This window comes from Streptacidiphilus sp. PAMC 29251, assembly GCF_054208735.2.
Map to the genome: position 1 here is coordinate 2,099,486 of NZ_CM135725.2, position 22,764 is coordinate 2,122,249.

At 69.9% G+C, this 22,764-nt stretch carries 18 protein-coding genes and 4 pseudogenes; 9 read left to right on the forward strand and 13 right to left on the reverse strand.

Going from position 1 to position 22,764, the window contains the following annotated elements; all coding sequences use genetic code 11:
* Window positions 1–135: 135 nt before the first annotated feature.
* Window positions 136–1,554: an IS4 family transposase gene (locus tag ACXKR8_RS09925; RefSeq protein ID WP_458267007.1), complete on the reverse strand. Its 1,419-nt coding sequence runs from the start codon at window positions 1,552–1,554 to the stop codon at window positions 136–138.
* A 123-nt stretch (window positions 1,555–1,677) separates the two neighbouring features.
* Between ACXKR8_RS09925 and ACXKR8_RS09930 the strand changes: the two are divergent.
* The 3 genes and pseudogenes from ACXKR8_RS09930 to ACXKR8_RS09940 all read left to right on the forward strand — a co-directional run bounded on the left by ACXKR8_RS09930 (window position 1,678) and on the right by ACXKR8_RS09940 (window position 5,485).
* Window positions 1,678–2,651, forward strand: a pseudogene (locus ACXKR8_RS09930) (IS630 family transposase).
* Window positions 2,652–2,828: 177 nt separating this feature from the next.
* Window positions 2,829–4,109 (forward strand): hypothetical protein, encoded by a 1,281-nt coding sequence (locus tag ACXKR8_RS09935; RefSeq protein WP_458272538.1) that lies wholly within the window; start codon window positions 2,829–2,831, stop codon window positions 4,107–4,109.
* 116 nt (window positions 4,110–4,225) lie between these two features.
* Window positions 4,226–5,485 carry a DUF4041 domain-containing protein gene (locus tag ACXKR8_RS09940; protein WP_458272539.1) on the forward strand — a complete coding sequence of 420 codons (1,260 nt, stop codon included), beginning with the start codon at window positions 4,226–4,228 and terminating at the stop codon, window positions 5,483–5,485.
* 257 nt (window positions 5,486–5,742) lie between these two features.
* Here the strand turns inward: ACXKR8_RS09940 and ACXKR8_RS09945 are convergent, their stop codons facing one another.
* A complete protein-coding gene (locus ACXKR8_RS09945; RefSeq protein ID WP_458272540.1) occupies window positions 5,743–6,291 on the reverse strand; it encodes a GNAT family N-acetyltransferase in 549 nt (182 codons plus the stop codon).
* Entirely contained in the window at window positions 6,288–7,550 is a 1,263-nt protein-coding gene (locus ACXKR8_RS09950) for an XRE family transcriptional regulator (protein ID WP_458272541.1), read from the reverse strand. The genes ACXKR8_RS09945 and ACXKR8_RS09950 overlap by 4 nt, the downstream gene beginning before the upstream one ends.
* A gap of 1,167 nt (window positions 7,551–8,717) precedes the next feature.
* Here ACXKR8_RS09950 and ACXKR8_RS09955 point away from each other — a divergent pair.
* The 4 genes and pseudogenes from ACXKR8_RS09955 (at window position 8,718) to ACXKR8_RS09970 (ending at window position 11,792) form a co-directional block, all read left to right on the forward strand.
* Window positions 8,718–9,824 carry a radical SAM protein gene (locus ACXKR8_RS09955; RefSeq protein ID WP_458272542.1) on the forward strand — a complete coding sequence of 369 codons (1,107 nt, stop codon included), beginning with the start codon at window positions 8,718–8,720 and terminating at the stop codon, window positions 9,822–9,824.
* A gap of 4 nt (window positions 9,825–9,828) precedes the next feature.
* A complete protein-coding gene (locus tag ACXKR8_RS09960; RefSeq protein ID WP_380536999.1) occupies window positions 9,829–9,963 on the forward strand; it encodes a hypothetical protein in 135 nt (44 codons plus the stop codon).
* Window positions 9,964–10,036: 73 nt separating this feature from the next.
* Window positions 10,037–10,846, forward strand: coding sequence for an aminoglycoside phosphotransferase (locus ACXKR8_RS09965; protein ID WP_458272543.1), 810 nt, complete (start codon window positions 10,037–10,039; stop codon window positions 10,844–10,846).
* Between the two features lie 24 nt (window positions 10,847–10,870).
* Window positions 10,871–11,792 (forward strand): annotated as a pseudogene (locus tag ACXKR8_RS09970) (aminoglycoside phosphotransferase family protein).
* On the opposite strand, the gene ACXKR8_RS09975 reads toward ACXKR8_RS09970, so the two are convergent.
* The 6 genes and pseudogenes from ACXKR8_RS09975 to ACXKR8_RS10000 all read right to left on the reverse strand — a co-directional run bounded on the left by ACXKR8_RS09975 (window position 11,761) and on the right by ACXKR8_RS10000 (window position 16,400).
* Window positions 11,761–12,564, reverse strand: a complete 804-nt coding sequence (locus ACXKR8_RS09975) for an urease accessory protein UreD (RefSeq protein ID WP_458272544.1) — start codon at window positions 12,562–12,564, stop codon at window positions 11,761–11,763. The pseudogene ACXKR8_RS09970 and the gene ACXKR8_RS09975 sit on opposite strands and share 32 nt — an antisense overlap.
* Window positions 12,561–13,235, reverse strand: a complete 675-nt coding sequence (gene ureG, locus ACXKR8_RS09980; RefSeq protein WP_458272545.1) for an urease accessory protein UreG — start codon at window positions 13,233–13,235, stop codon at window positions 12,561–12,563. The genes ACXKR8_RS09975 and ureG overlap by 4 nt, the downstream gene beginning before the upstream one ends.
* A 21-nt stretch (window positions 13,236–13,256) precedes the next feature.
* Window positions 13,257–13,928 carry an urease accessory protein UreF gene (locus ACXKR8_RS09985; protein WP_458272546.1) on the reverse strand — a complete coding sequence of 224 codons (672 nt, stop codon included), beginning with the start codon at window positions 13,926–13,928 and terminating at the stop codon, window positions 13,257–13,259.
* Window positions 13,929–13,959: 31 nt separating this feature from the next.
* A pseudogene (locus ACXKR8_RS09990) lies at window positions 13,960–15,725 on the reverse strand (urease subunit alpha).
* The gene (locus ACXKR8_RS09995) at window positions 15,718–16,101 is read right to left on the reverse strand and encodes an urease subunit beta (RefSeq protein ID WP_458272548.1); all 384 of its coding nucleotides are present in this window, start codon (window positions 16,099–16,101) and stop codon (window positions 15,718–15,720) included. Before ACXKR8_RS09995 ends, ACXKR8_RS09990 begins: the two are co-directional and overlap by 8 nt.
* Window positions 16,098–16,400, reverse strand: a complete 303-nt coding sequence (locus ACXKR8_RS10000) for an urease subunit gamma (protein WP_380510090.1) — start codon at window positions 16,398–16,400, stop codon at window positions 16,098–16,100. Before ACXKR8_RS10000 ends, ACXKR8_RS09995 begins: the two co-directional genes overlap by 4 nt.
* A gap of 676 nt (window positions 16,401–17,076) precedes the next feature.
* Here ACXKR8_RS10000 and ACXKR8_RS10005 point away from each other — a divergent pair.
* On the forward strand, window positions 17,077–17,580 hold the full coding sequence (locus tag ACXKR8_RS10005) for a C40 family peptidase (RefSeq protein WP_458272549.1): 504 nt from the start codon (window positions 17,077–17,079) through the stop codon (window positions 17,578–17,580).
* Between the two features lie 21 nt (window positions 17,581–17,601).
* Here ACXKR8_RS10005 and ACXKR8_RS10010 read toward each other — a convergent pair whose 3' ends face one another.
* A complete protein-coding gene (locus ACXKR8_RS10010) occupies window positions 17,602–18,594 on the reverse strand; it encodes a Gfo/Idh/MocA family protein (protein WP_458272550.1) in 993 nt (330 codons plus the stop codon).
* A 308-nt stretch (window positions 18,595–18,902) separates the two neighbouring features.
* Here ACXKR8_RS10010 and ACXKR8_RS10015 point away from each other — a divergent pair, with 308 nt between their 5' ends.
* On the forward strand, window positions 18,903–19,850 hold the full coding sequence (locus ACXKR8_RS10015) for a hypothetical protein (RefSeq protein ID WP_458272551.1): 948 nt from the start codon (window positions 18,903–18,905) through the stop codon (window positions 19,848–19,850).
* A 357-nt stretch (window positions 19,851–20,207) separates the two neighbouring features.
* Here the strand turns inward: ACXKR8_RS10015 and ACXKR8_RS10020 are convergent.
* The 3 genes and pseudogenes from ACXKR8_RS10020 to ACXKR8_RS10030 all read right to left on the reverse strand — a co-directional run bounded on the left by ACXKR8_RS10020 (window position 20,208) and on the right by ACXKR8_RS10030 (window position 22,627).
* Window positions 20,208–21,427: pseudogene (locus ACXKR8_RS10020) on the reverse strand (8-amino-7-oxononanoate synthase).
* Window positions 21,424–21,615, reverse strand: coding sequence for a hypothetical protein (locus ACXKR8_RS10025; protein ID WP_458272553.1), 192 nt, complete (start codon window positions 21,613–21,615; stop codon window positions 21,424–21,426). The pseudogene ACXKR8_RS10020 and the gene ACXKR8_RS10025 overlap by 4 nt, the downstream one beginning before the upstream one ends.
* A gap of 10 nt (window positions 21,616–21,625) precedes the next feature.
* Window positions 21,626–22,627 carry a hypothetical protein gene (locus ACXKR8_RS10030; protein WP_458272554.1) on the reverse strand — a complete coding sequence of 334 codons (1,002 nt, stop codon included), beginning with the start codon at window positions 22,625–22,627 and terminating at the stop codon, window positions 21,626–21,628.
* Between the last annotated feature and the right edge of the window lie 137 nt (window positions 22,628–22,764).

The following is a 22,764-nucleotide window of genomic DNA, read 5'->3' on the forward strand; positions in this document are numbered from 1 at the left end:
AGGGCGGCAGTCGGTACTCCGGTTGAACTCGTGGGGGCGCGGACTGGTGACGGTTCTTGATCCCTGCGGTACGACGCTTTCAACACCAGTGCGTTAGGGCGTTGACCTGCGGTGCAACCGTGGCCTGCGTGGCTGTCAGCGTCGTGGGCGGGCAGTGAGTCCGTTCTCCAGCATTCCGATCTTGGCGCTGAAGGTGTAGGTGGGTGCGCTCTGGGGGTGCTTGCCCGCGTTCGGGGCGTATTTGCTGGTGGTGTTCTTCTTGCTGCGGGCCTTGACGCGCTGTCGGCGGTGCGCGGGCCACAGGTCGGCGAGGATCGCTGCGCCGATCCTTCCCACCAGGTCGGCCTTGTCCTGGATCGTGGTGCCGGCGGCGGTCAGGACGGTGTCTGCGGCGGCCTGCAGCAGCACGGTGAAGCTGAGGCGGTCCATATCCAGGGCGGGCTGGTCGGTGATCGCGTCGGCAGCGGCGCGAATCAGCACCTGGTAGGCGGTCAGCAGTGCCCAGACCTCCTGGTCGAGGCCGTCGATGCTGCGCGAGCGTAGGACGCGGCCGTCCAGGATGCTGGCCTTGATCGAAAAATAGGCGGTCTCCGCCTGCCATCGCTCGTGGTAGAGGTGCAGGAGTTCGCTTGCGGGGTGGGTGGTGTGGTCGAGGAGGCTGGTGAGCAGGCGCCACTGCTCGGTGCGTACGGTGCCGTCGGACAGAGTCACGGTGACCTCGGCCTCGATCACGCGCACCGGCAGGGGCGAGTAGCCCAGGCCGGCCCGGTAGGGGGCGCGCAGGCGGGCCAGGTAGGAGCCGTCTGCGAGGTGTTGAAGGGCGGTGGGGCAGCGGCTGGCGCCCGAGCGCACCAGGAAGTGGGCGCCGGTCGCGGCGGTGTCGGCCAGGAAGTGCACGGCGTCGAAGCCCGCGTCGGCCAGCAGCAGCATCGACGCGTCTAGCACGTGCAACAGGCGTGTGGCGTAGGGTAGTTCACCGGTTGCCTCGGGGCCGAAGGCCGCGCCCAGCAGAGCCCGGGTGCCGCACTCGACGATCACCAGCAGGCGTAGCAGCGGGTAGCCGAACTCCCTCTTCTCGCCGACCCGTTTGGGATAGAGCCAGGTGACCTGCGCGTCTTCGGGCACGTGCAGACTGGTGCCGTCGACGGCCACTGTGCGCAGCCCCCGGTAGAAGGAGCCGGGGCGGTGGCGCTCGCCGACAGGACCCGCCAGCGTCTCGAACAGCACCTTGAGGGGGCGGGCACCCAGGCGGCGCCTCGCCCGGGCGAGCGAGGAGACGGCTGGCCGGACGATCACGGCCGCGGGCAGGTGCGCGGTCAGCTTTCCCCACACCGCCCGGTACGAGGCGTGCTCGAACAGCGCGAGAGCCAGGACGAAGTACACCATCACGCGGGCGGGCAGCAGCCGCAGCCGCTTCTCCCGCGCCCCGGTCTCCTCCAGCACGGCGTCCACCAGGGCAAAATCCACGATCTGGGTCAACTCGCCCAAGTGGCCCGGCGCGTAGACCCCCGGGATCACCTGCATGGCGGGCGTGGTGGCAGACTGATCGCGCAACGGGACTCCCGATGATCATCCGAGCTTGGCAGCAAGATGATCTATCAGGAGTCCCGTTCGACGTTCACGCCGGGGTTGCGCCGCAGGTCACAGGCTTAACGCACTGGTGTTGACGACGCTTTCATGCGGTATGCGGATGGCGGGGGCTACACCCCGAAGGAGCAGGTGGCGCGGGAACGGGTGCGGTTGGAGGCAGCCGAGTGTTTCGAGCGCGGGGAGAAGACCGCTGATGTCGCGGCGGAGTTCCGGGTCTCGGTTCGTCGGGTGGAGAAGTGGCGCGGCGATGACCAGCGGTGGACGCTGGGCCGCGTCAGGCTGCTGATCGCCCGGATGTTCCACCTGGGGTACACGGTGCAGGGCGTGTGGAAGCTGCTGCGCCGGCACGGCTGGACCTCGCAGGTCCCGGTGCGCCGGGCGGTGGAGCGCGACGAGGCGGCCGTGGAGGTCTGGAAGGATCAGGTGTGGCCGCTGGTAAAACCACCGCGGCGGACCTGGGCGCCCATATCTGCTTCGAGGACGAGGCAGGACAGGGCCTGAGTCCGCCGAAAGGCCGAACCTGGGCGCCGCGCGGCCAGCGGCCGGTGGTGACGGTGCGCGGACGGGGACAGGGCAGGGCGAACGTGGCCGGCGTGGTCTGCTTCCGCCCAGGTCACCGCTCCCGCTTCTTCTACCGGCTGCTGATCTACCACGGCCGCCGGGGCGAGCCGAAGACCTTCACCTGGCAGGACTACCGCGACCTGATCGTCCTGACGCACGTTCAGCTGGGCACCCCGGTCGTATGGGTATGGGACAACCTGTCCTTGCACCTGGTGCAGGAGCTCTACGACTTCGCCGAGGAGAACAAGGAGTGGTTGCGGATCTTCCAGCTGCCAAGCTATGCACCTGAGTTGAACCCGCAGGAGTGGATCTGGTCGCTGATGCGTCGGGCGATGGTCAACTTCGTCGCCGTCGACCTCACCGGTCTCGTTCGCGTCATGAAGCGCAAGCTCAAGAAGATTCAGTACCGACCGGACCTCATCGACGGCTGCCTCGCCGGAGCCGGACTGACCATCAGACCCGGGCTGATCACACAACCCGCCCCCACGAGTTCAATCTGAGTAGTGTCCTGCTCCGGCCGACTATGGCACAGCACCGCCTCGCATAGGTGGCCAGCAGGGCGGAGCCCATGGCGACCGCCACCCTCAATCCTGCGTTAACTCTCCAGACAGCAGTGATCATCGATACGGTGAAACACCGAGGGATTGATCCTCGCTACCAGTCTTGTGAGGGACGTCATGGGCAAACGTCGCGGCTTCTTCGCGGAGCTCAACTATCAGGCACAGCAAACGGAGAAGCGCCAACGTCAGCAGCAGGCTGTCGCTCAGCGTGCTCACCTTGCGGCGCAGCGCCAGGCCGATCGAGCCGCGAAAGACTACCTGCGCGCGCGAGCGGCGGTGGATAGAGCCTCTGCCGCAGACAGGAAGGCTGCGGAGCGAGACGCGGCGCGACTACACCTGGAGTCCAGGCTTGCCGAGGTCGAGTCGATGAACACCGATCTGGCCGGCGATCTTGCACAGATCGACGGGCTGCTCGCGTGGACCTTGGAGACAGACGACTACGTCGATCTCGAATCATTGAAGATATCGGCGGTGAAGCATCCTTCGTTCAACCCCGGTGGCCTGGCCATTCCTGCGCGCAGGGTTCCGGAGCCGGGCTACCCGCCTGAGCCCGTGTACCAGGAGCCAGCTGCACCCAGCGGGCTGTCGGGCATGCTTGGCGGCAAGAAACGGCACCAGCAGGCTATCGACGGAGCCCGGGCCGACTTTTCGAACGCGCATGGCCACTGGAGTCGCGCCCGAGAGCATCTCTACAACCGGTACGTCAAGGAAGTGGCCAGGCGCGAGAAGGAAGAATCCGGGCGGATGACGGAACTTGCTGCCGCCGAGAAGAAGTACGGACGGGAGTGCGAAGAGCGCGAGGCCGATGCTTCAGCGCACAACGCCAGGCTCGCCAAGCTCATCAACGACCTTGCCTTCGATGTCGAGTCCGCGATCGAGGAGTACGTCGGCATCGTCCTGTCCAACTCGGTCTACCCCGAGGTCTTCCCAGTTGAGCACGACCATGCGTTCAATCTCGGATCCCGCGAGCTGACGCTTAAGGTCAGCGTTCCGGAGCCCTCAGCCGTAGCTTCAGTGAAGGGGTATCGATACGTGAAGGCAAAGGATGAAATTGCCCCAACTGCGCTGCCTGTTCGCGAAAAGAAGGAGCGGTACGCGAATGCGGTCTGGCAGGTCGGAGTTCGCAGTCTGCATGAAGTATTCGAGGCCGACCGCGCCGGCAAAGTCCACTCAATTGCGCTGACAGTCGGAATCAACACAATCGACCCAGCCACCGGCCTGCCGGCCACTGTTCCTCTTGTCGTGGTCGCTGCGGATCGCGAGACCTTCCAGACTTTCGATCTGGCCAATGTCGTCCCCCAGGCCACGTTGCAGCACCTAGGCGCCGCACTGTCGAAGTCACCATTCGACTTGGTTCCGGCAGACACCAGCCGCGGCATCCGCGTTCGAGGGCAGTGACGATGCGGTTCAACCCACCGCCGGGGTGGCCCATACCGCCCGAGGGCTGGACACCCCCGCCTGGATGGAAGCCCGACCCGGCCTGGCCGACCCCGCCATCTGGCTGGCACCTCCTCGTGCCCGACAACGAGTCCGAATCGGATACTGAACTCAATCCGTCGGGTACTTTGCCAAGCTCCGAGGATCCCGTGAACCCCGCGATGGGGGCGTTGGAAACAAGGCCGGGCCAGACATCAGCCAGCCCCCCGCCGTTGCCCCAGTTCCATGGAATCGACCCTGCGCCACTTTTGGCCCATATCGCCAACCTCGAAGCCGCGCTCGCCGCCGCGCAAAATGGCTCAGATGTGATCGATCTCAGCGACCAACGCGCTTTGCAGGACGTCGGCATCTATCGCTACCACCATCCTCTTGAGAGCGCAGCGGCCTACAAGGAGCAACTCCGCAGTATTGAAGGTCGGATCGACGACGTCATCAAGAGCAGCCGCGCGATCCTCGCTGCCGATATGTTCACCTTCGACGGATCTCTTGCCCGAGGGCGGAAGCTTGTCGTTGATCTTTCCAAGCTGATGCTGCGGGCCTACAACGCGGAGGCCGACAACTGCGTGCGCTCGCTGAGGTCAGGGAACATACGCACCGCGCAGCGGCGTCTGGAGTCAGCTGTCACTGCGATTGAGAAACTGGGGGCGATCATGGAGTTGCGGATCAATCCCGAGTATCACGATCTGCGAGTCGCCGAGCTCGAGCTGACTGCTGACTTTCAGATGAAGGTACAGGAGGAGCGAGAACACGCCCGCCAGGAACGCCAGCTTCTTCGCGAACAGCGAGAGGCTGAGCGAGAGATGGCCGCCGAGAAGGAGCGGCTCGAGAAGGAACGAGCGCACTACATCGGTGTCCTGGAATCCCTCCGCGCTAAAGGTGACCACATCGCTTTCGCTGAACTCTCTCTTCGTCTCGCCGAGATCGAAGAGGCCATCGCAGTCAATGACTATCGAATTGCGAACATTCGCGCCGGATACGTATATGTAGTCTCCAATATTGGAGCCTTTGGCCCAAATATTGTCAAGATCGGCATGACCCGCCGCCTTGAGCCGATGGATCGCGTCCGGGAGCTCGGCGACGCTTCAGTGCCGTTCCGATACGACGTCCATGCCCTCTTCTTCTCCGAGGACGCCGTGACGTTGGAGGCTGAACTCCATAAGGCGTTCACTGATCGACGCGTCAACTTCGTCAACGAGCGGCGCGAGTTTTTCTTCGCCACGCCATCCGAGGTTCGAGCGCTATTGGCAGACAGGGTAGGTGGGCTGCTTGAGTTCACAGAGGCGCCTGCGGCTCTCGAGTACTTCCAGAGCCGTGGCCGCTGGCCGCAGCAAAGCTGAGCTGCGACATGGCAGTACATGAGCCTCACGCGCCGGTCTCGGCAGCGGATCGCGCCATCGAACGATCATGGGCTCGTCTCCAGTATTCACTCCTCGGCTGAGCCTAGCCACTCCAGGCAAGCGTTGAGTGACGGTACAGCCTGGTGATCGCCTCGGTCTTCATGTCTGAAGCAGCGTGCCATAGGGGCTTGGATGAGGCCGGGTAGGTAGTGGAGAAGAATCCTGCCTTGTATTGCTGGAGGAGGCGTCGGCCTGGTTCAGTCGCTGTGCTTGATGGTGCGGATCATGGCGGTGAGGAGGGGTGAGTCCGGCGAAGGCTGTTGCTCGTTGAATGCCTCGTACCCCCAGGTCACGTAGAGGTCTTGGACCTTGCCATCGCCGGCCAGTGGGTTGACGGAGAGGGTGACGCGGTCCTCGGTTCGGTAGGCGAGGAGTTCGTCGTGGATGCGGCGGGCTGTGCCGGTGCCGCGCCAGGATGTGCGGACCATGATCTCTTTGAGGGCGACTGTCGCGGCTTCAGTGAAGGCCTCGGGCAACGGTCTGGTCATTCGAGACCACCAGCGGTCGTTGTCCACAAGGGTGTTGACGTAGGCGTAGCCCACCGGCTGTTCGCTGTCGTAGCCGATGACGGTTTCCCAGCCGGATTCGACAGCGTGCCGGTCGAGACGCTCGGCGAAGCGTTCGACGGCGTAGTGGGGCAAGTGCAGTAGCGGCGCGCGGGCGTCGGCGTATACGTCGATGATGTCCTGGCGGACCAGCCTGAGATCTGTGTAGTGCCGCAGTTCGACGTTGACCGGTTGGCTCATGCGGGGTTCCTCCGGGTGTCCTGGGCGTACTGGTCCCACAGTTGGGTGTGGGCGCTGTCGGGGGCGATGGTGTGCAGGCGGCGGCCGAAGGCGTGGAGCATGCCGGTGACGCGTGGGTGACGTGCTGGTCCTTGGTTGGGGATGGACATGGCGGTGGTGATCGCCGGTTCCAGGTCGGCCTGGCCGAGCTGGGCGTGGGCGAGGCGCGCGGTGGCGATGGCGCGGCTTCGCTGCAGGTGGGGGCGTAGGACGGACAGGGTGCGGTGGGCGCGGGCCTCGGCCTGTTCGTACTGGTGGAGGCTGAGGTAGGCGGCCAGGGCGAGGCTGTCGAGTTCGGCCTGGTCGTAGAAGGCGGTTATCCACACGGGCCGGTAGGCGTCGGGGTCGGCGCGGTTCAGGGCTTCCTGGGCGTGGGCGATGGCGCGTTCGACGGCGGCGGTGTCGCCGGTGAGGCCGAGGATGGCTGCGTGGCGGGCGTGGCCGAGGGAGGCGAAGAGGGGGTCGCGGCGGCTGATGGAGCTGTTGCGGGCGACGTTGTTGGCGGCGAGGCCGTCGGCGGGGCGGCCGAGGTGGCGGTAGAGGGTGCCGGCGTGGGACCAGATCCGGAAGGCGATGCTGGGGTCGCCGGACATGGCGGCGAGGCTGGAGGCGCGGTCCAGGTGCTGCTGGGCGGCGCCGAACCTCCGGCCGTCGATGGCCGCCCACATGGCGCTGGAGGTGAAGGAGGCGGCGCTGGCGTAGAGGCCGCTGCGGATGCGCTGGCTGGCGGTGCCCTGCTGCTGCAGGGCCAGGGCCTGGTCGGCGAGGGCTACGGCCTGGGTCTCGATGGAGGTCGTGCCGCCGTCGCGGTGGTCGCTGGCGATGATGCCGGCGAACTGGGCCTGCAGCCGCTGGATGTCTCCGGACCCGATTCTGCGCGGTGCCGAGACGAGGGGGACCGCCGCGACCGCGGTGCCGGTCGTGGCGGTCAGGAAGGTGCGCCGCAGCACATCGTTCTCCGTGGGGGCTGGCGGGTGGTGGCTACCCGGCGGGGTGAAGCCGAGTTCTTCGGCCGGACATCCGAATACTGCCCGTAACGCGGCCCGTTGCTTGGTGTGCGGCCAACGTGTGCGGGTCAGCAGGTCGTGGATCGTGCGCTCGGAGACCGTGCCGTACCGGCCCGTCAGGTCCTGGATGGCCAGGTTCATCTGGTGGGCGAGTTCGGTCCGGGTCAGGCTCAGGTGCACGATGCGGTCCCGCAGGACGGTGTTGTCCCCCATCCGGCCACGGTATTGCGGGGCCCGAAATCCCGCACCAGTACCGGTAATGCTCCGGTCAAAACTTCCTGTCGGGCACGATCGCGCCCCCGTCGCTTCTTCCTGCCGATCCCCGGCTCACGGCGGTTTCCTTGAGTGACAGGCCGTCACCTCGGCTCACTCAACGCGGTGATCCCCGCTTCTCCGCATCGATTCCGTTGGAGTCCTCCATGGCCACCTCCGAAGAGCAGCAAAGATCCAGTGGTGCCTGTCCTCTGCCCGTCCGGACCCGTGGCCGCACCTTGCATCGGATGCCCTCCAACGACGCCGAGGCGGGCACCGAGCGCTGGGACGCCTTCACCCGGCCCCAGCGCTCGCAGGACGAAGGCAGGCGAGCATGAGCACACGCCCGCGGCCTGGCTGGGTCCGGCCGGGAGCGGTGGCCCTGGATCAGGCCAGCGGACAGGTCGGGGAAGTGCAGCACGTTGGCCCCCTCTACGGCACCGGTCCCATCAAGCCCCAGGACCGCCACCGGGTCTGGCTGCGACCGCGCGCAGGCGGATGCGAATGGGAGTCGACCGTGGAAGATCTCCGACCCGCGAAGGAGGCCGTTCAATGACGACCGCCGACCCACCGGCCATCGGGGATCTGGTCCAGGATCTGGAGGGTCGCCAGCTGGTCGTCACCGACCTGCGCGGCGGGCAGCTGATTGTCCGCGCTCTGCGCAGCAGCCGTGAGCGGCTCGTCGAGGACCCGACCGTTCTGAGGGTCCTGGCGCGGCGCGGGACCTGGGGCGGATACCCGGACGGGCAAGCCCGGGGTGAGCGGCCGCCATGCCGGACCCGACCCGCTGACCGTCGTGTTAGGCGTCGCCTGGACGGCAGGGAGCGTGGCACTCCTGGCTCTCCTCGCCCTGGTGGCCCGTGAGCCGTGCCCATGCTCGCCTGCCGCCTCCAGCCCGGTGCCGGCGAGCGTTCCCGACAATCAGCCCGAAGCCCTGGCCGATGGCTGACCCGTTCCCCTTCTCCGGGCTGACTCCCGTGGACCGGTCCAGGAGAAGGCACACCCGCTGACGACCCCGTACCGGCCGTTCTCAGCGGAAGACACGGGGCGGCCCCGTGCCGGGCCACAGCCTGGCCAGGGGCCGCCCCGTGTACCGACCTCCATTCCCCGATGCCACCTGGAGCGCCCGTGCACGAGCTGATCGCCTCCCCGTTCCTCGACGGCCATCTGATCCTCCGCCCCGGTCGCGCCCAGGGGCTCCGGGTCGGCTCCGGCCGATACCAGCAACTCCTCACCGCCTCCTCGGAGTCGGCCGTACCGCCGTGGCTGGCGGACGCCGCCCGCATCGCCTGGGAAGTCGACCTGGACGGGCGGCAGCTGGCTGACGCAGTCCTGGTGCGCCCGCCGTTCGTGCTCGGTTATGGCCGCGCGTCGTGGGAGATCAACAAGGGCTGCGACTACGACTGCGAGCACTGCTACCTGGGGCTGAAGAACTTCGAGGGCCTCGCCTGGGCCGACAAGGTCAAGCTCCTGGACGTCGTCCGCGACTCCGGGGCGCTGTGGCTGCAGATCACCGGCGGCGAGCCGCTGATCGACCGCGACTTCCCCGCGGCCTACCAGTACGCCAATGAGATCGGCCTCATGCTCTCGATCGCCAGCAACGGCAGCCAGCTGAGCAAGCCCCGCATCCAGGAGCTGTTCACCCGGCACCGGCCCTACCTGATCGCGGTCAGCGTCTACGGCGCCAGCGCCGAGGCCTACGACGGCATGACCCGCAACCGGGGCGCGTTCGCCCGGTTCATCAAGGGCCTGGAGGCGTCACGGGAATCCGGGCTGTCCCTCAAGCTGAACATCGTCGTCTCCGAGCGCAACGCCCACCAGATCCGCGCCATGCAGCACCTGGCCGACAGCTACGGCTTCCCCCACCAGGTCTTCACCACCATGAGCCCGACCATCGAGGGCGGCGGCGAACGCATGGGCACCCAGGCCGCCGACTACGTCATGCCCCGCAAGCCCTTCCAGGGCTGCAACGCCGGGCACACCTTCTTCCACTGCGACCCCTGGGGCAAAGCCTCCATCTGCAAGGTCGGTCGCGACCCCCAGTTCGACCTCATCGCCAGCGGCGTCGACGGGCTGCGTCAGCTCGGCGACGTCGCCGACTCCCTCCAGCTTCGCACCGGTGGCTGCTCCGGCTGCACGCTGTCCGGCTCCTGCTTCACCTGCCGGCCGCTGGCCAAGCTCTACCAGGAGGCGAAGGCCCCGCTCAACACCTACTGCCAGCACGGAGGGAGGTGAACCCATGCCGGTACCCGTAGCCCTTACGCTCACCGAGCGACCCCTTGAGGACGAGGAGATCGTGTTCGTCGGCGACCTGGACGACGTCCTGGAGGTCGTCATGTGCTCCTGCTCGTCCAGCGATTCCCAGCCGTACTAGCAAGCAAGCCGCCCCGGTCCGCGCGGCGGGCCGGGGCGGACCTGGCACCCCTGTCTGGAGTACCACCGTGTCGATGTCCCGTCTCGCCTGGCATGATCTTCCGGCCGGTGCCCGCGCCGCAGTGCACGAGCACACTGGTCCCTTCCTCACCTCAGCCGACGTCGCCACCGGGGCCAACTCCGGCGTCGCGGTCAAGGCGCACACTGCCACCGGCTCGGTGTTCATCAAGGGCATCCCGACCGATCACCGCCAGGTCAAGACCCAGCGCCGTGAAGCCGCCGTCAACCCCCACCTGCCTCCGTCCGCCCCCAAGCTCCTGTGGCACACCCAGGGCGGGGGCTGGGACCTACTCGGCTTCGAGCTGATCAACGGATCCATCGCGGACTACGCACCCGGCAGCTCCGACCTTCCCCTGATCGTCGCCACGCTGAAGGAACTTGCGGACACCCCCTGCCCGGACATCCCGCTGCTCAGCCTGGCTGACCGGTACACCTCCTACACCAGCACACCGGAGCTGTTCGCCGGCGATGCCCTCCTGCATACGGATATGGCTCCCCATAACATCCTGATCGACTCCATCGGCCACCTCATCGACTGGGCATGGCCCACCAGGGGCCCGGCCTGGGCCGACCCCGCCGTATGGGTCGTACGCCTGATCGACGCCGGACACACCCCCACACAGGCCGAGCAGTGGGCCGCCCAGGTCCCCGGATTCAGGACGGCTCTCCCGCAGGTTCTGGCCGCCTTCGCCGAAGCCAACGCCCTCCAGTGGGAAGAAGTCCAAGCACAGGAGCCGCACTCCCTGTGGAAGCAGCGGATGACCGCCTCAGCAGCCGCATGGAGGGACTACCGGCGCTCGCCCGCACTACGGACCGACGTCTGACCCGACCCGTGCTGGAGCCCGACCATGAACCCGCTTCTGATCAGCAACCTGCTCGGCGAGATCACCCGCAGTATCGGACGCAAGGAACCAGAGCGCCGACCACTTCGGGTCTGGGCCATGTCGGGCGTCGAGCGCCTCACCTACCCCAATGGCGAGACCGCCATTTTCAAGTACACCACCGAGCCGCTCACCCATGAGGACCGGACCCTCCGCATGGCCGCACAGCACGGAGTCCCCGTGCCACGGGTCATCGGGTCCGTCGCCCGCCAAGGCCTGCTCACCATGGTCTTGGAAGACCTTGGCGACCCACTGCGCGAAGCACAGGACACGGAAGCTGTCACCGCCGCCATCCTCCTCCATCGGCTCCCCGTCACTCGTTCCCTCCCGCTCCTGGACGCTCCAGCGCTGTCGGAACTGCCGCTTCAGGCGCTTCACCACCTTCAGCTCCTTCGCGACAGTGGACGCTGGACCGAGGGCACGCAAAGACCTGAAGACCCTCTTGGAGGTGATCGCGCGAGGGGCTGCGGCACGGGCACAGGGCGCTACCATCGCGCCCTTCGGCTGGGTGCACTCCGAGTTCGAGCCCGCCAGCCTGCACATCGGCACGAGCGGATGGAGACTGCTCGATTTCGCCCGAACCTTTACCGGTCCCGGCCTGCTCGACCTCGCCTCCTGGAAAGGGCTCGCCAGAGACCAGCCCCCGAGACCCTCATCGCTACGCGAACTCATCGAGGCGTACATCGCCGCAGGCGGACATCACGACGCGCTCGTTCACCGCGGTGGCCTTCCTGCGGAGGACTGGGCATTGGGCTGGCATCGCATTTGGGCCGTCGCGTGGTTCCTTGAACAAGCCCTGACCTGGATCAACAGGCCGGAGCGGGATCCGGGCTCCATCAAGGTCGTCCGCCGTCACCTCACCGACGCAGCAACCCTCCTGCGGACGTAATCACTCGGCGAAGGCGCAGCCCGTCGGGGGCGGCGGCGGTGATCAGGAACGCGGTGTCGCTCAGCGGGAGCAGGGCTGCTTCAGTGGGCGGGTCGCCGAGGAGTTCGGCGGTGAGCGGGCTGTCGGCCAGGACCGGGTCGCAGCAGAGGAGTTGACCGAGGGCGCGGTGGCCGGCCAGGACGGCAGGGCCGTCCCAGCCGGGGGCGCCGGGGCCGAGGTCGGTCTGCTGGTCGAGGAGGACGGTGTCGCGGTGACGCACCGTCAGCCGACTGGTGAGCCGGCCCGGGGGCTCGGCGAGGCGGCCGAGGATCTGCTCCTCGCGCAGCAGCAGCCGGGCGGAGCCGGCGAGTTGCACCCGGACGGTCATCCGCAGCTCGCTGCCGGCGGCGGCGATGACCGGTTCCGGCAGCCACTCGAGGGCCGCGCCGTCGTCGACCTGGAAGTCCAGGTCGTAGTGCGCCGGGGCGGGGTTCCGGCCGGGCAGGCTGACGGTGGCGGCGGCGCTGGTGATCCGCAGCCGGGCGCCGGCCTTGACGTGGACCTCGATCCGCAGCCGGTCGCCGCCCAGCGGGGCGGCCATCGCACCGACCACGGTGACCTGGGCGGCGGCCGGGTCCGCGTGGGTGGTGCGGCGCAGCGCGAGCGGGCCGTCGCTGATGAGCAGGGGGAGCGCGGTGCCGCCGCGTCCGTCGGGCGCGGCGGTGATCCGGGCCAGCGCCTGGACGGTCGCGGCGGTCATCCCGTCCGTCCTGGCGGTCATCGCGGCGGTCATTGCGTCCATTCGACCAGGCGGGCCCTGACCCAGCTGGCGATCGGGGCGATGCCGCCCTCGGTGGCGAGGGAGCAGAAGACCACCGGGAGTTCGCCGCGCTGGGCCTTGGCGTCGCGATCCATCACCCCGAGGTCGGCGCCGACCAGCGGGGCGAGGTCGGTTTTGTTGATTACCAGCAGGTCGGAGGTGGACACGCCCGGGCCGCCCTTGCGGGGGATCTTGTCGCCGCCGGAGACGTCGATGACAAAGATCTGGAAGTCGACAAGTCCCTTGCTGAAGGTGGCGGTGAGGTTGTCGCCGCCGCTCTCGACCAGGACCAGGTCGAGCGGTCCGACCTCCTGCTCCAGATCCTCGACCGCCTCCAGGTTGGCGGAGATGTCGTCGCGGATCGCGGTGTGCGGGCAGCAGCCGGTCTCCACGGCGGTGATCCGCTCGGGCGGCAGCACGGCGTTGCGCAGCAGGAACTCGGCGTCCTCGGTGGTGTAGATGTCATTGGTGACGACGGCGAGGGAGAGCTCGTCGCGCAGCACCCGGCAGAGCGCGGCGACGGTGGCGGTCTTGCCGGAGCCGACCGGGCCGCCGAGGCCGATCCGCAGGGCGCGGCGGTTGCCGTCGGCGCCGATCGGCTCGGCGCCGGGCAGCGGGGCGGGGAGGTCGTGGTCTCGGTGCATGGGGCTCCTTGAGGGAGGGAGTCAGGAGGCGAAGAGGCGCATGGTCCAGGCCGCGTGCTGTTCGGCATAGAGGTCGAGCAGCGGCGCGGAGGCGGCGGGCAGGGCGTCGGTGCCGGCGGTGTGGGCCTCGGCGGCGGCCCGCACGGCGCGAGCGGTGACGTCGGCGAGGGGTTCGGCGAGTCGGGCCAGGACGGCGGTGGCCTGGAAGGGGTCGAGTCCCAACAACCGCACACAGGCGGTGACCGGTCCGGAGACGCTCTCATAGGCGGCGGCCGAGGCCGCGTCGGCGGGGACGAGTCCGGCGGCCGCCGCGGTGAGGCCGAGGACGACGGGCTGGTGGGCGCCGCGGGGGCGGGCTGCGGCGAGTCGCTCCAGGGCGGGGTCGGGCCAGATGGTGCGGGCGGCCCGGATCAGCTGGCGGCCGAGCCGTCGCGAGGTGGCCCGGAGCGCCGGGGAGGGGATCCGGGCGTCCGCGGCGGCGTCCGCGAGCAGCGGGTCGAGGCCGCCGGCCGCCGCCGCGGCGAGCGCGGCGGCGGTGAGTCCGGCGGTGTGCAGCCGGCCCAGGCAGAACGCCTGCAGGGTGGCGGTGTCATGGATCCGGCCCGCCTTCACCGCGGCTTCGGCGCCACCGGAGTGGGCGTGGCCACCGGCCGGGAAGCGGCCGTCGGCGAGGACCAGCAGAGCGGGGTTCATGGCTGCCTCGGGAGAATCGGGAGAAGAAGATTCAGAACAGGAAGTAGCGCTGGGCCATCGGGAGTTCGGTCGCGGGCTGGGGCTCGACGACCTCTCCGTCGATACGCACGGTGAAGGTGTCCGGTTCGACGGTGACCCGGGGGCGCGCGGTGTTCTCGTGCAGATGGTCCTTGGTCACCCCGCGGGTGTTGCCGATCGCGGTGAAGGCCTTGCCGATGCCCAACTCGCTTGCCAGGCGCTCGGGCAGGCCGTCGTCCAGCGCCGACTGCGTCACGAAGTTGAAGGAATTGGCGGAGGGGGCGCGGCCGATGGCGCCGAACATCGGCCGGGGCAGCACCGGTTGGGGGGTGGGGATGGACGCGTTGGCGTCGCCCATCTGGGCCCAGGCGATCTGGCCGCCCTTGATCACCAGATCCGGCTTGACGCCGAAGAACGCCGGGTTCCAGAGAACCAGGTCGGCCAGTTTGCCGGGCTCGACCGAGCCGATCTCGCGGTCCAGGCCCTGGGCCACGGCCGGGTTGATGGTGTATTTGGCGACATAGCGACGGGCTCGGTGGTTGTCGGCCCGGCCGTCGCCGGGGAGCGAGCCGCGGCGGCGCTTCATCACATGCGCGGTCTGCCAGGTGCGCATGATCACCTCGCCGACCCGGCCCATCGCCTGGGCGTCGGAGCTGATGATCGAGATGGCGCCCATGTCGTGCAGGAAGTCCTCGGCGGCGATGGTCGAGGGGCGGATCCTGGACTCGGCGAAGGCCAGGTCCTCCGGCACATTGGGGCTGAGGTGGTGGCAGACCATCAGCATGTCCAGGTGCTCGTCCACGGTGTTGCGGGTGTGCGGACGGGTCGGATTGGTGGAGCTGGGCAGGATGTTGAGCTCGGAGACCACGGTGATGATGTCGGGAGCGTGCCCGCCGCCGGCGCCCTCGGTGTGGTACGCGTGGACGCCGCGTCCGGCGATGGCGGCCAGGGTGTCGCCGACGAATCCCGCCTCGTTGAGGGTGTCGGTGTGGATCGCGAGCTGCGCGCCGGACTCCTCGCAGACATTGAGGCAGGCGTCGATGGCGGCCGGGGTGGAGCCCCAGTCCTCGTGGATCTTGAAGCCGAGGGCGCCGGCCCTGAGCTGGGCCCGCATCGAGTCGGTGTTGACGGTGTTGCCCTTGCCGAGCAGGCCGAAGTTGACCGGGTACTGCTCCGCCGCGGCGAACATCCGGGCCAGGTGCCAGCTGCCGGGGTGATGGTGGTGGCCTTGGTGCCCTCGGCCGGTCCGGTGCCGCCGCCGAGGACGGTGGTGACGCCGGAGGCGAGGGCCTCCTCGAAGAGCTGCGGGCAGATCAGGTGGACATGGGCGTCGACCGCCCCGGCGGTGAGGATCCGGCCGTTGCCCGCGATCACCTCGGTCTCCGGGCCGATCACCAGCTCGGGGTGGACCCCGTCCATGGTCTCCGGGTTGCCCGCCTTGCCGAGAGCGGTGATCCGGCCGTCACGGATGCCGATGTCGGCCTTGATGATCCCCCAGTGGTCCAGCACCACCGCGCCGGTGATCACCGTGTCCGGGGTGCCCTCGGCCCGGGAGGCGCGGGACTGGCCCATGGACTCGCGGATGACCTTGCCGCCGCCGAACACGGCCTCGTCGCCGCCGGCGCTGAGGTCCTGCTCGACCTCGATCAGCAGGTCGGTGTCGGCGAGCCGGATCCGGTCCCCCGCGGTGGGGCCGAACAGCTCCGCGTAGCGGCGCCGGGAGAGGGAGAGGGCGGGGCGCGGGGCTTGGGCGGCTTGGGGGTCGCGGGGCTCAGGCATCGAGGCTTCCCTTCGTCTCGCCGCGCAGGCCGAACACCTCGCGGCGGCCGCCCAGCGGGATCAGCTCGACCTCGGCCGGGATGCCGGGCTCGAAGCGGACGGCGGTGCCGGCCGGGATGTTGAGCCGCTGCCCGCGGGCGGCGGCCCGGTCGAACTCCAGACCCGGGTTGGCCTCGGCGAAGTGGTAGTGCGAGCCGACCTGGATCGGCCGGTCGGCGGCATTGACCACGGCCAGCACGGTGACCGGGCGGCCCAGGTTCAGCCCGATGTCGCCGGCTCCGACCAGGATCTCGCCGGGCACGAGCGGGGCGGGCACGACGGGACCGGCGGGGGCGCCGTCGGCGGCAGCGGCGCCGGGGACGAGCGGGCCGCTCATGCGATCGGCTCGTGGACGGTGACCAGCTTGGTGCCGTCCGGGAAGGTGGCTTCGACCTGGACGTCGGGGATCATCTCCGGGATCCCCTCCATCACGTCGGCACGGGTCAGCACCGTGCGCCCGGACGCCATCAGCTCGGCGACGGTACGTCCGTCCCGGGCGCCCTCCAGGATGTGGACGGTGAGCAGGGCCACCGCCTCGGGGTGGTTCAGCCGCAGGCCGCGTTCACGGCGGGCCCTGGCAACGTCCGCGGCCACATGGATGAGCAGGCGCTCCTGCTCGTGCGGGGTGAGTCTCATTGGCGAGCACCTCTGTGCGGGGGCCGTCCCACGCTCGCGACCGGGGTCGCGACAGCCTGGGGAGGGGTCGCGGGCACGCCGTCGTGCCGCGGGTGTGCCGACACGTTAGCGGACCGGACCGCCCGACACGCCGAACTGAGGAATACATTCCGGTTGCTGGAACGGTCCATGACACAGCGGAATATGAGACTCCGTCATTAGCTGATGATCACTCTTTCGAGTGATGGTCGATCATCATATTTGGCCGAGGATCGCCGCGCGCGCCCGACCGCGATGGAGGTAAAGCCGCAGGTCAGAACGTATTCCTGTAAAGGATGTGAAATTTCTCAAACTCCTTGAGAAATGGGCCAATTCACTTCTTTACCCGATCGTGATCTCAGGGTGACAAGAGTCACAAAAGGCCTTCGGGACGTGAAGATCCCATAAAAAACTGGCAATACTGTCGGCCGAACAGCAAAAGCCCTCGCCACCCTGGCGGGGCGGTCCGACCGGACGCCGAGTCTCGCCACCGGTCGGGCGCCAGGTGCACACACACCTGACAGGCGAGAGCGGGAGACCCAATCAAGCCGGGACGGCTGGACCGTCCCTTGGGGTGAAGCCACAGCGCTGGCCGGGCAGCTTTCGGAGCCCGAACCCGACAGGGAGACCTTTCGTAGGCGGTTCCGGAAGGAAACGCATGACTGCGTCCGTTAGCACCCATGCCCTGAAGCAGGAAACCACCAGCCCGGCACGGTTCAACACCCGCCGCTGGCGCGCCGGAGTCACCTCCGCGCTCACCCTGGCCGCAGTGGCCGGCAGCACCTTCCTGGCGAGCAGCCCGGCCAGCGCCGCGACGATCGAGGCCAAGGCCCTGAGCATCGCGGCGTCCAAGCACGGCGACCCCTACAGCTACGGGTCGGCGGGGCCCAACCGCTTCGACTGCTCGGGGCTGACGTACTACTCGTTCAAGAAGGCCGGCAAGACCCTGCCGCGTACCGCGCAGGCCCAGTACAACAAGGTCCACCACATCTCCAAGGCCAGCCTTCGCCCTGGTGACCTGGTGTTCTTCCACACCGGCAGCTCGGTCTACCACGTCGGCATCTACGCCGGCGGCGGCAAGATCTGGCACGCGCCGCACACCGGCACGTACGTCAAGCTGGAGAAGATCTGGACCAAGTCGGTCTACTACGGGCGGGTCTGATCCACTGCGCCCTGCCCGGCTTCACTCCCCCGGGTAGGTCACCCCGATCTGCGCCCTGGCGGTGTCCAGGATCTCCATCACCTCGACGGTGTCCTGCCAGCGCATCAGCGGGCTCTCGACCAGGCCCTCGCGCAGGCAGCGCATGGCCTCCTCGGCCTCGTGCACAAAGCCGACGCCGGTGTAGGGGATCCGGAAGACCTCCGGTTCCACGTCGTCGCCGGTGCCCCGGTAGAGGGTGAAGGAGTCGGGGCGCAGGAACAGCGGCGGCACCTCGATCCGTCCCTCGGAGCCGCCTACGAAGGCGCGGGCCGGGGTGGCCGAGGTGATCCCGCAGCTGAGGGTGGCCAGCGCGCCGGAGTCGTAGCCGAGCAGCAGCGCGGTGTTGGCGTCGACTCCCTCGGGGGTCAGCGAGGCCAGCGCGGAGACCCGGTCGGGCCGGCCCAGCAGCAGATGGGCGAAAGAGACCGGGTAGACCCCCAGATCCAGCAGCGCGCCCCCGCCGAGTGCGGGGTCGCGCAGCCGGTGGGTGGGGGCGAAGTCGCCGGGGAAGGCGAAGTCGGCGTGCACCGTGCCGACCTCGCCGATGGCGCCGTCGGCGACCAGGTCGAGCATCTTCCTGACGGCCGGGTTGCAGCGCATCCACATGCCCTCCATCAGGAAGGTGCCGCGCTCGCGGGCCAGCACGGTCAGCGCGCGCGAGTCGGCGGCGTTGAGGGTGAACGGCTTCTCGCAGAGGACCGCCCGGCCTGCCTCCAGGCACAGCGCGGTCGCCTCGTAGTGGGCGTGGTGCGGGGTGGCCACATAGACGATGTCGACGCCCTCGTCCGCGGCCAGCTCGGCCCAGCTGCCGTGCGCCCGGGGGATGCCGAAGCGGTCGGCGAAGGCCTGGGCGGACTCCTGGCTGCGGGAGCCGACGGCGACGACCTCCGCGTCGGGCAGCAGCTGCAGGTCCTGGGTGAAGTCGGCGGCGATGCCGCCGGTGGCGAGGATGCCCCATCGGATCTTCTGAGTCATGGGGCCATCCCATCATCCCGGGTCGGACCCGAGGCAGGCGCGGTGCTCGCCGCAGGGGCGGGAGCGGCGCTCGCAGCCGCGGGAGCGGTGCTCCGCGGCAGGAGCAGTGCTCTCGGGCAGGAGCTGCGCTCCGAAGCAGGCATGGTGCTCGGCGATAGGTGCAGTGCTCCCAGACAGGAGCAGTGCTCTGCGGCAGACGCGCCTGCACCCCGAGCAGGCCCGGTGCTCGCGGTCCGTGCCGTCGCGGGGGGTGCCGCGTTAGGCAGGGCATGTCTGCCTATCGATGGTCCCCCGTCGTCGCGCGCACCGTGACCGCAGCCGCTGGGCTGCTGCTGCTCGCCGCCTGCGCCGCCCAGCCCGGCGCCACCCGGTCCCAGGACGCGCCGCCCCCGCAAGCGTCCGCCACCAGCTCCAGCTCCGCCGCAGTGCTCCCCGACTCCGCGGCGGGCTCCGCGGCGGGCTCTGCGCTCGGCTCCGCGTCCGGCCCCGGCGTCAACCCCGCCACCGGCCTCGCCTCGTCCGCGGACGGCTACTGGCTGGTCTCCGCCACCGCCGAGCCGACGGCGGTCCGCTCCATCGACTACCGGTTCCAGGTCCTCGCCCCGGACGGCAGCGCGGTGAGCTCCTTCCTGGGCGGTGACGACACCGCGCGGGTCTACGCCGTCCGCTCCGACCTCACCGGGCTGCGGCGCACCGTCCCGGACAATCTGGGCGAGGGGGTGTGGAGCGCGTCGCTCGGCGAGCTGGACCCGGGGCTGTGGCGGATCTTTGTGGCGTTCACGCCCAACAGCAACCCTGGTCCGTCCGGCCGCCCGCCGAGGCTGCTGCTGAGCCGCACCCTGACCGTCCCCGGCACCGCGGAGACCAGCCCGCTCGACCCGGTCTCGGCGACCGCCTCGGTGGACGGGCTGACGCTGCACCTCGGCGGGCGTCCGGTCGCGGGCCGGGCCGCCGTGCTGCGGCTGACCGTGACCAGGCCGACCGTGCAGGGGATGGCGCCCAACCAGCGGACGGTGGAGGTCCCGGTCGGCTCGCTGGAGCCGCTGGACGGCGCCTTCGCCCAGCTGACCGCGGCCAGGGCCGGGGATCTCGCGCTGGCGCCCTTCACCGCGCTCACCCCGGCGATCGGAACGACCGGCGGCCCCTCGGTCACCTTCCGGGGCACCTTCCCCGAGCCGGGCGACTGGCGGGTGTTCGTCCAGTTCCGCACCGAGGGCCAGGAGCACACCGCGACCTTCACGGTCCGGGTCCGCTGAGCCTCCGGGGGCGGTACGGTCCCTACCGAGGCTTCGCCCAGGCCAGGAAGGAGCCACGTTGTGAGCACCGCTCACGGTTCGGAGCAGCGCTCCAACAGCGCCTGTTGGACCGCGCTCGACTCAGAGCTGGCGGCGTTGCAGGGGGACGGCCTCTGGCTGCCGGGGCCTGCGACGACCCTGGACGTGCTGGCGCGGTCCGAGTCGGAGACCTACGTGGTCCCTCCTCGACCTGGAGCCGCCGGTCGGCCGGGGCGAGCTGCTCCCCCACTACGCGGCCGAGGTGGTGCGACAGGTCCGCGCGACCACAACGGACCAGCCTGAGCAGGACCAGCCCGAACTGAGTCAGCCCGAACCGGGTCAGGGCGCGGTGGCGACGATCAGCTGAACCGCCCGGTCGATCTGAGCACCGGTCAGGTCGGCCCGGGCGGTCAGCCGCAGCCGGGACCAGCGGTCCGGCACGGACGGCGGGCGGAAGCAGCCGACCAGCAAGCCGCGCTCGCGGCAGGCGGCGGCCCAGGCCAGGGCCGCCTCCGGGCTCTGCACCCGGACCGACACCACGGCCGCGTCCGGCACCGAGACGTCGAGCCCGGCCGCGGCCAGCCGCGCCGACAGCTCCCGGGCGACCTGGCGGGCCCGCTCGGCGCGCTCCGGTTCCTCCCGCAGCAGCCGCAGCGCGCCCAGCGCCGCGCCGACCGCCGCCGGGGCCAGACCGGTGTCGAAGATGAAGGTGCGGGCGGCCTGCACCAGGTGCTCGATCACCCGGCGCGGTCCCAGCACCGCCCCGCCCTGCGAGCCCAGCGACTTGGACAGGGTGACCGTCGCCACCACGTCCGGTGCACCGGCCAGACCGGCCGCGGCGAGCGCGCCGCTGCCGCCGGGGCCGAGCACCCCGAGCCCGTGCGCGTCGTCGACCAGCAGCGCCGCGCCGTGGTCGCGGCAGGCGGCGGCGTGGGCGGCGAGCGGGCGGCGTCGCCGTCCACCGAGAAGACCGAGTCGGTGACCACCAGCGCGCGGCGCTCGGGACGGGCGGCCAGCTCGGCCCTGACCGCGTCCGGGGAGCGGTGCGCGACCCGGGCGATCCTGGCCCTGGCCAGCCGGCAGCCGTCGATCAGCGAGGCGTGGTTGAGCGCGTCGGAGACGATCACCGTGTCGGCCGCCGGGTCCGGGTCCACCAGGGCGGTCAGCGCGGCCAGGTTGGCGGTGTAGCCGGAGGAGAAGACCAGCGCGGCCTCCGCCCCGCAGAAGGCGGCGAGCTCGGCCTCCAGCGCGGCGTGCAGCTCGGTACTGCCGGTGACCAGGCGTGATCCGGTCGCGCCGCCGCCCCAGCGGAGCGCGGCGTCGGCGGCGGCCCGGGTCACCCGGGGGTGCCGGACCAGGCCGAGGTAGTCGTTCCCGGCCAGGTTCAGCAGGTCTTCCTCGGCCGGGCGCGGACGCAGCGTGCGGACCAGGCCCGCGCTGCGGCGGCGGTCGGCGGCGGCGTCCAGCCAGTCGAAGGGGGACGCGGCGGTGCCCGGGAGCTGCCCTTCCAGGCGTTCGCCCCGGAACTCGCCCCGGTACTCGTCCAGGTACTCGCTCATCCCGAGCACGCCCCGCGCTGCGCCTGCTGCCACTCGCACAGCGGGCAGAGCGTCGCCCCGCTCACCTCGGCCGGGTGCTCGGTGGGTTCGCCGCAGCGGACGCAGTCGGCGACCGGCGCCCCCGGCGCGGCCACGGGCGCGGCGGGGACGGACGGCTGGTCGGTGTCACAGTACGGTTCGGGCTCCACGCCGCTGATCCTACGGGGCCGGGACCGGGGCGGTGGTGGAGCCGGCCGGGGGCTGGTCCGGCTCCCAGGCGAGCGCGTTGGCCACCGTGTAGGAGAGGTACCAGCTGGGGGTGTCCAGTTCCGGGCTCGCCGGCCGACCGTCGGCGTAGGCGGACTGGACCACGGTGACGGCCCGGCCCACGGCGGCGACCTGGACCTTGGTGGCCGCGTTGTCCGGGTCGCGGACCACGGGGGCGGGGGGCGTCGTCGACGAGGGGGTCGCGGTCGCGCTGGAACCCCCGCTCGCGGTGCCGGACCCGCTCGGACCGCCGGACCCGGTCGGAGTGCTGGACCCGCTCGGAGTGCCCGACCCGAGCGCGGTGCCGGTGCCCAGGCCGCCGACGCCGCCGCCGCCGCTCTGGAGGTTCGGGACCGCACCCTGCGTCCCCGCAGGCTGCGCGGCGGTCACCGGCAGCCCTGCCCCCGGCTGGCGGAACAGCAGGTCCGCCACCGCGCTCTGCGGCAGGTTCAGCGCCTTCGCCACCCGCTGGGCCGTCGCCGGATCCGGGTAGTAGAGGACCGTGACCGAGGAGTAGATCGCGTGGTCGTCCGTCTCCACGTAGTCGGCGGTCAGATAGCCGGCGCAGCCGGTCGTCACCGTCGCCGGGGCGGTGGCCGCGAACACCTGGCCGCAGTCGGCCGCCTTCGCGTCCAGCGCGTAGCGGCGGCCCTGGAAGCCGGTCGGGCTGGTCACCGTGACCGGGAAGCTCACGGCGGCCGGGAGGATGTCGTCCACCTGGGTCTGCCCGGCACCGCCGACCAGCGCGTTCTGCACCCCGGCGCCGTCCTGGGACACGCCGTCTATCGAGCTCTGCCGGTCCAGGTGGATCCGTCCGGCGAAGTGCACCTCGGCCCAGGTGCCGCCGGCCGCGGCGGTGGCGAGCAGACCCAGCAGGGCGAGGGTTCTGGGCAGCCGTCGGCGCGGTCGGCCGGTCGGCTGAACGTCGCGCTGCTGCGCCCCCGTCGTGGTCATGGCGACGAGTGTATGGGGTGCCGCTGTGAGGGCAGTCGAGGAGGGTGTCATGAGATCTCCAGCACTCTCCCCGGGACGCCCGAACGCGGTCGGCAAAGCTCCAGGCAGGCCCTTTGGTACTTCTGTGACAACCGCGC

What these genes read in the sequence shown, in the direction of transcription:
- ACXKR8_RS09935 (WP_458272538.1), top strand. Translation starts at nt 2,829, where the DNA reads ATGGGCAAACGTCGCGGCTTCTTCGCGGAGCTCAACTATCAGGCACAG.
- ACXKR8_RS09945 (WP_458272540.1), bottom strand. Translation starts at nt 6,291, where the DNA reads ATGAGCCAACCGGTCAACGTCGAACTGCGGCACTACACAGATCTCAGG.
- ACXKR8_RS09950 (WP_458272541.1), bottom strand. Translation starts at nt 7,550, where the DNA reads ATGGGGGACAACACCGTCCTGCGGGACCGCATCGTGCACCTGAGCCTG.
- ACXKR8_RS09960 (WP_380536999.1), top strand. Translation starts at nt 9,829, where the DNA reads ATGCCGGTACCCGTAGCCCTTACGCTCACCGAGCGACCCCTTGAGGAC.
- ACXKR8_RS09965 (WP_458272543.1), top strand. Translation starts at nt 10,037, where the DNA reads ATGTCCCGTCTCGCCTGGCATGATCTTCCGGCCGGTGCCCGCGCCGCA.
- ACXKR8_RS09975 (WP_458272544.1), bottom strand. Translation starts at nt 12,564, where the DNA reads ATGACCGCCGCGATGACCGCCAGGACGGACGGGATGACCGCCGCGACC.
- ureG (WP_458272545.1), bottom strand. Translation starts at nt 13,235, where the DNA reads ATGCACCGAGACCACGACCTCCCCGCCCCGCTGCCCGGCGCCGAGCCG.
- ACXKR8_RS09985 (WP_458272546.1), bottom strand. Translation starts at nt 13,928, where the DNA reads ATGAACCCCGCTCTGCTGGTCCTCGCCGACGGCCGCTTCCCGGCCGGT.
- ACXKR8_RS09995 (WP_458272548.1), bottom strand. Translation starts at nt 16,101, where the DNA reads ATGAGCGGCCCGCTCGTCCCCGGCGCCGCTGCCGCCGACGGCGCCCCC.
- ACXKR8_RS10000 (WP_380510090.1), bottom strand. Translation starts at nt 16,400, where the DNA reads ATGAGACTCACCCCGCACGAGCAGGAGCGCCTGCTCATCCATGTGGCC.
- ACXKR8_RS10005 (WP_458272549.1), top strand. Translation starts at nt 17,077, where the DNA reads ATGACTGCGTCCGTTAGCACCCATGCCCTGAAGCAGGAAACCACCAGC.
- ACXKR8_RS10010 (WP_458272550.1), bottom strand. Translation starts at nt 18,594, where the DNA reads ATGACTCAGAAGATCCGATGGGGCATCCTCGCCACCGGCGGCATCGCC.
- ACXKR8_RS10030 (WP_458272554.1), bottom strand. Translation starts at nt 22,627, where the DNA reads ATGACCACGACGGGGGCGCAGCAGCGCGACGTTCAGCCGACCGGCCGA.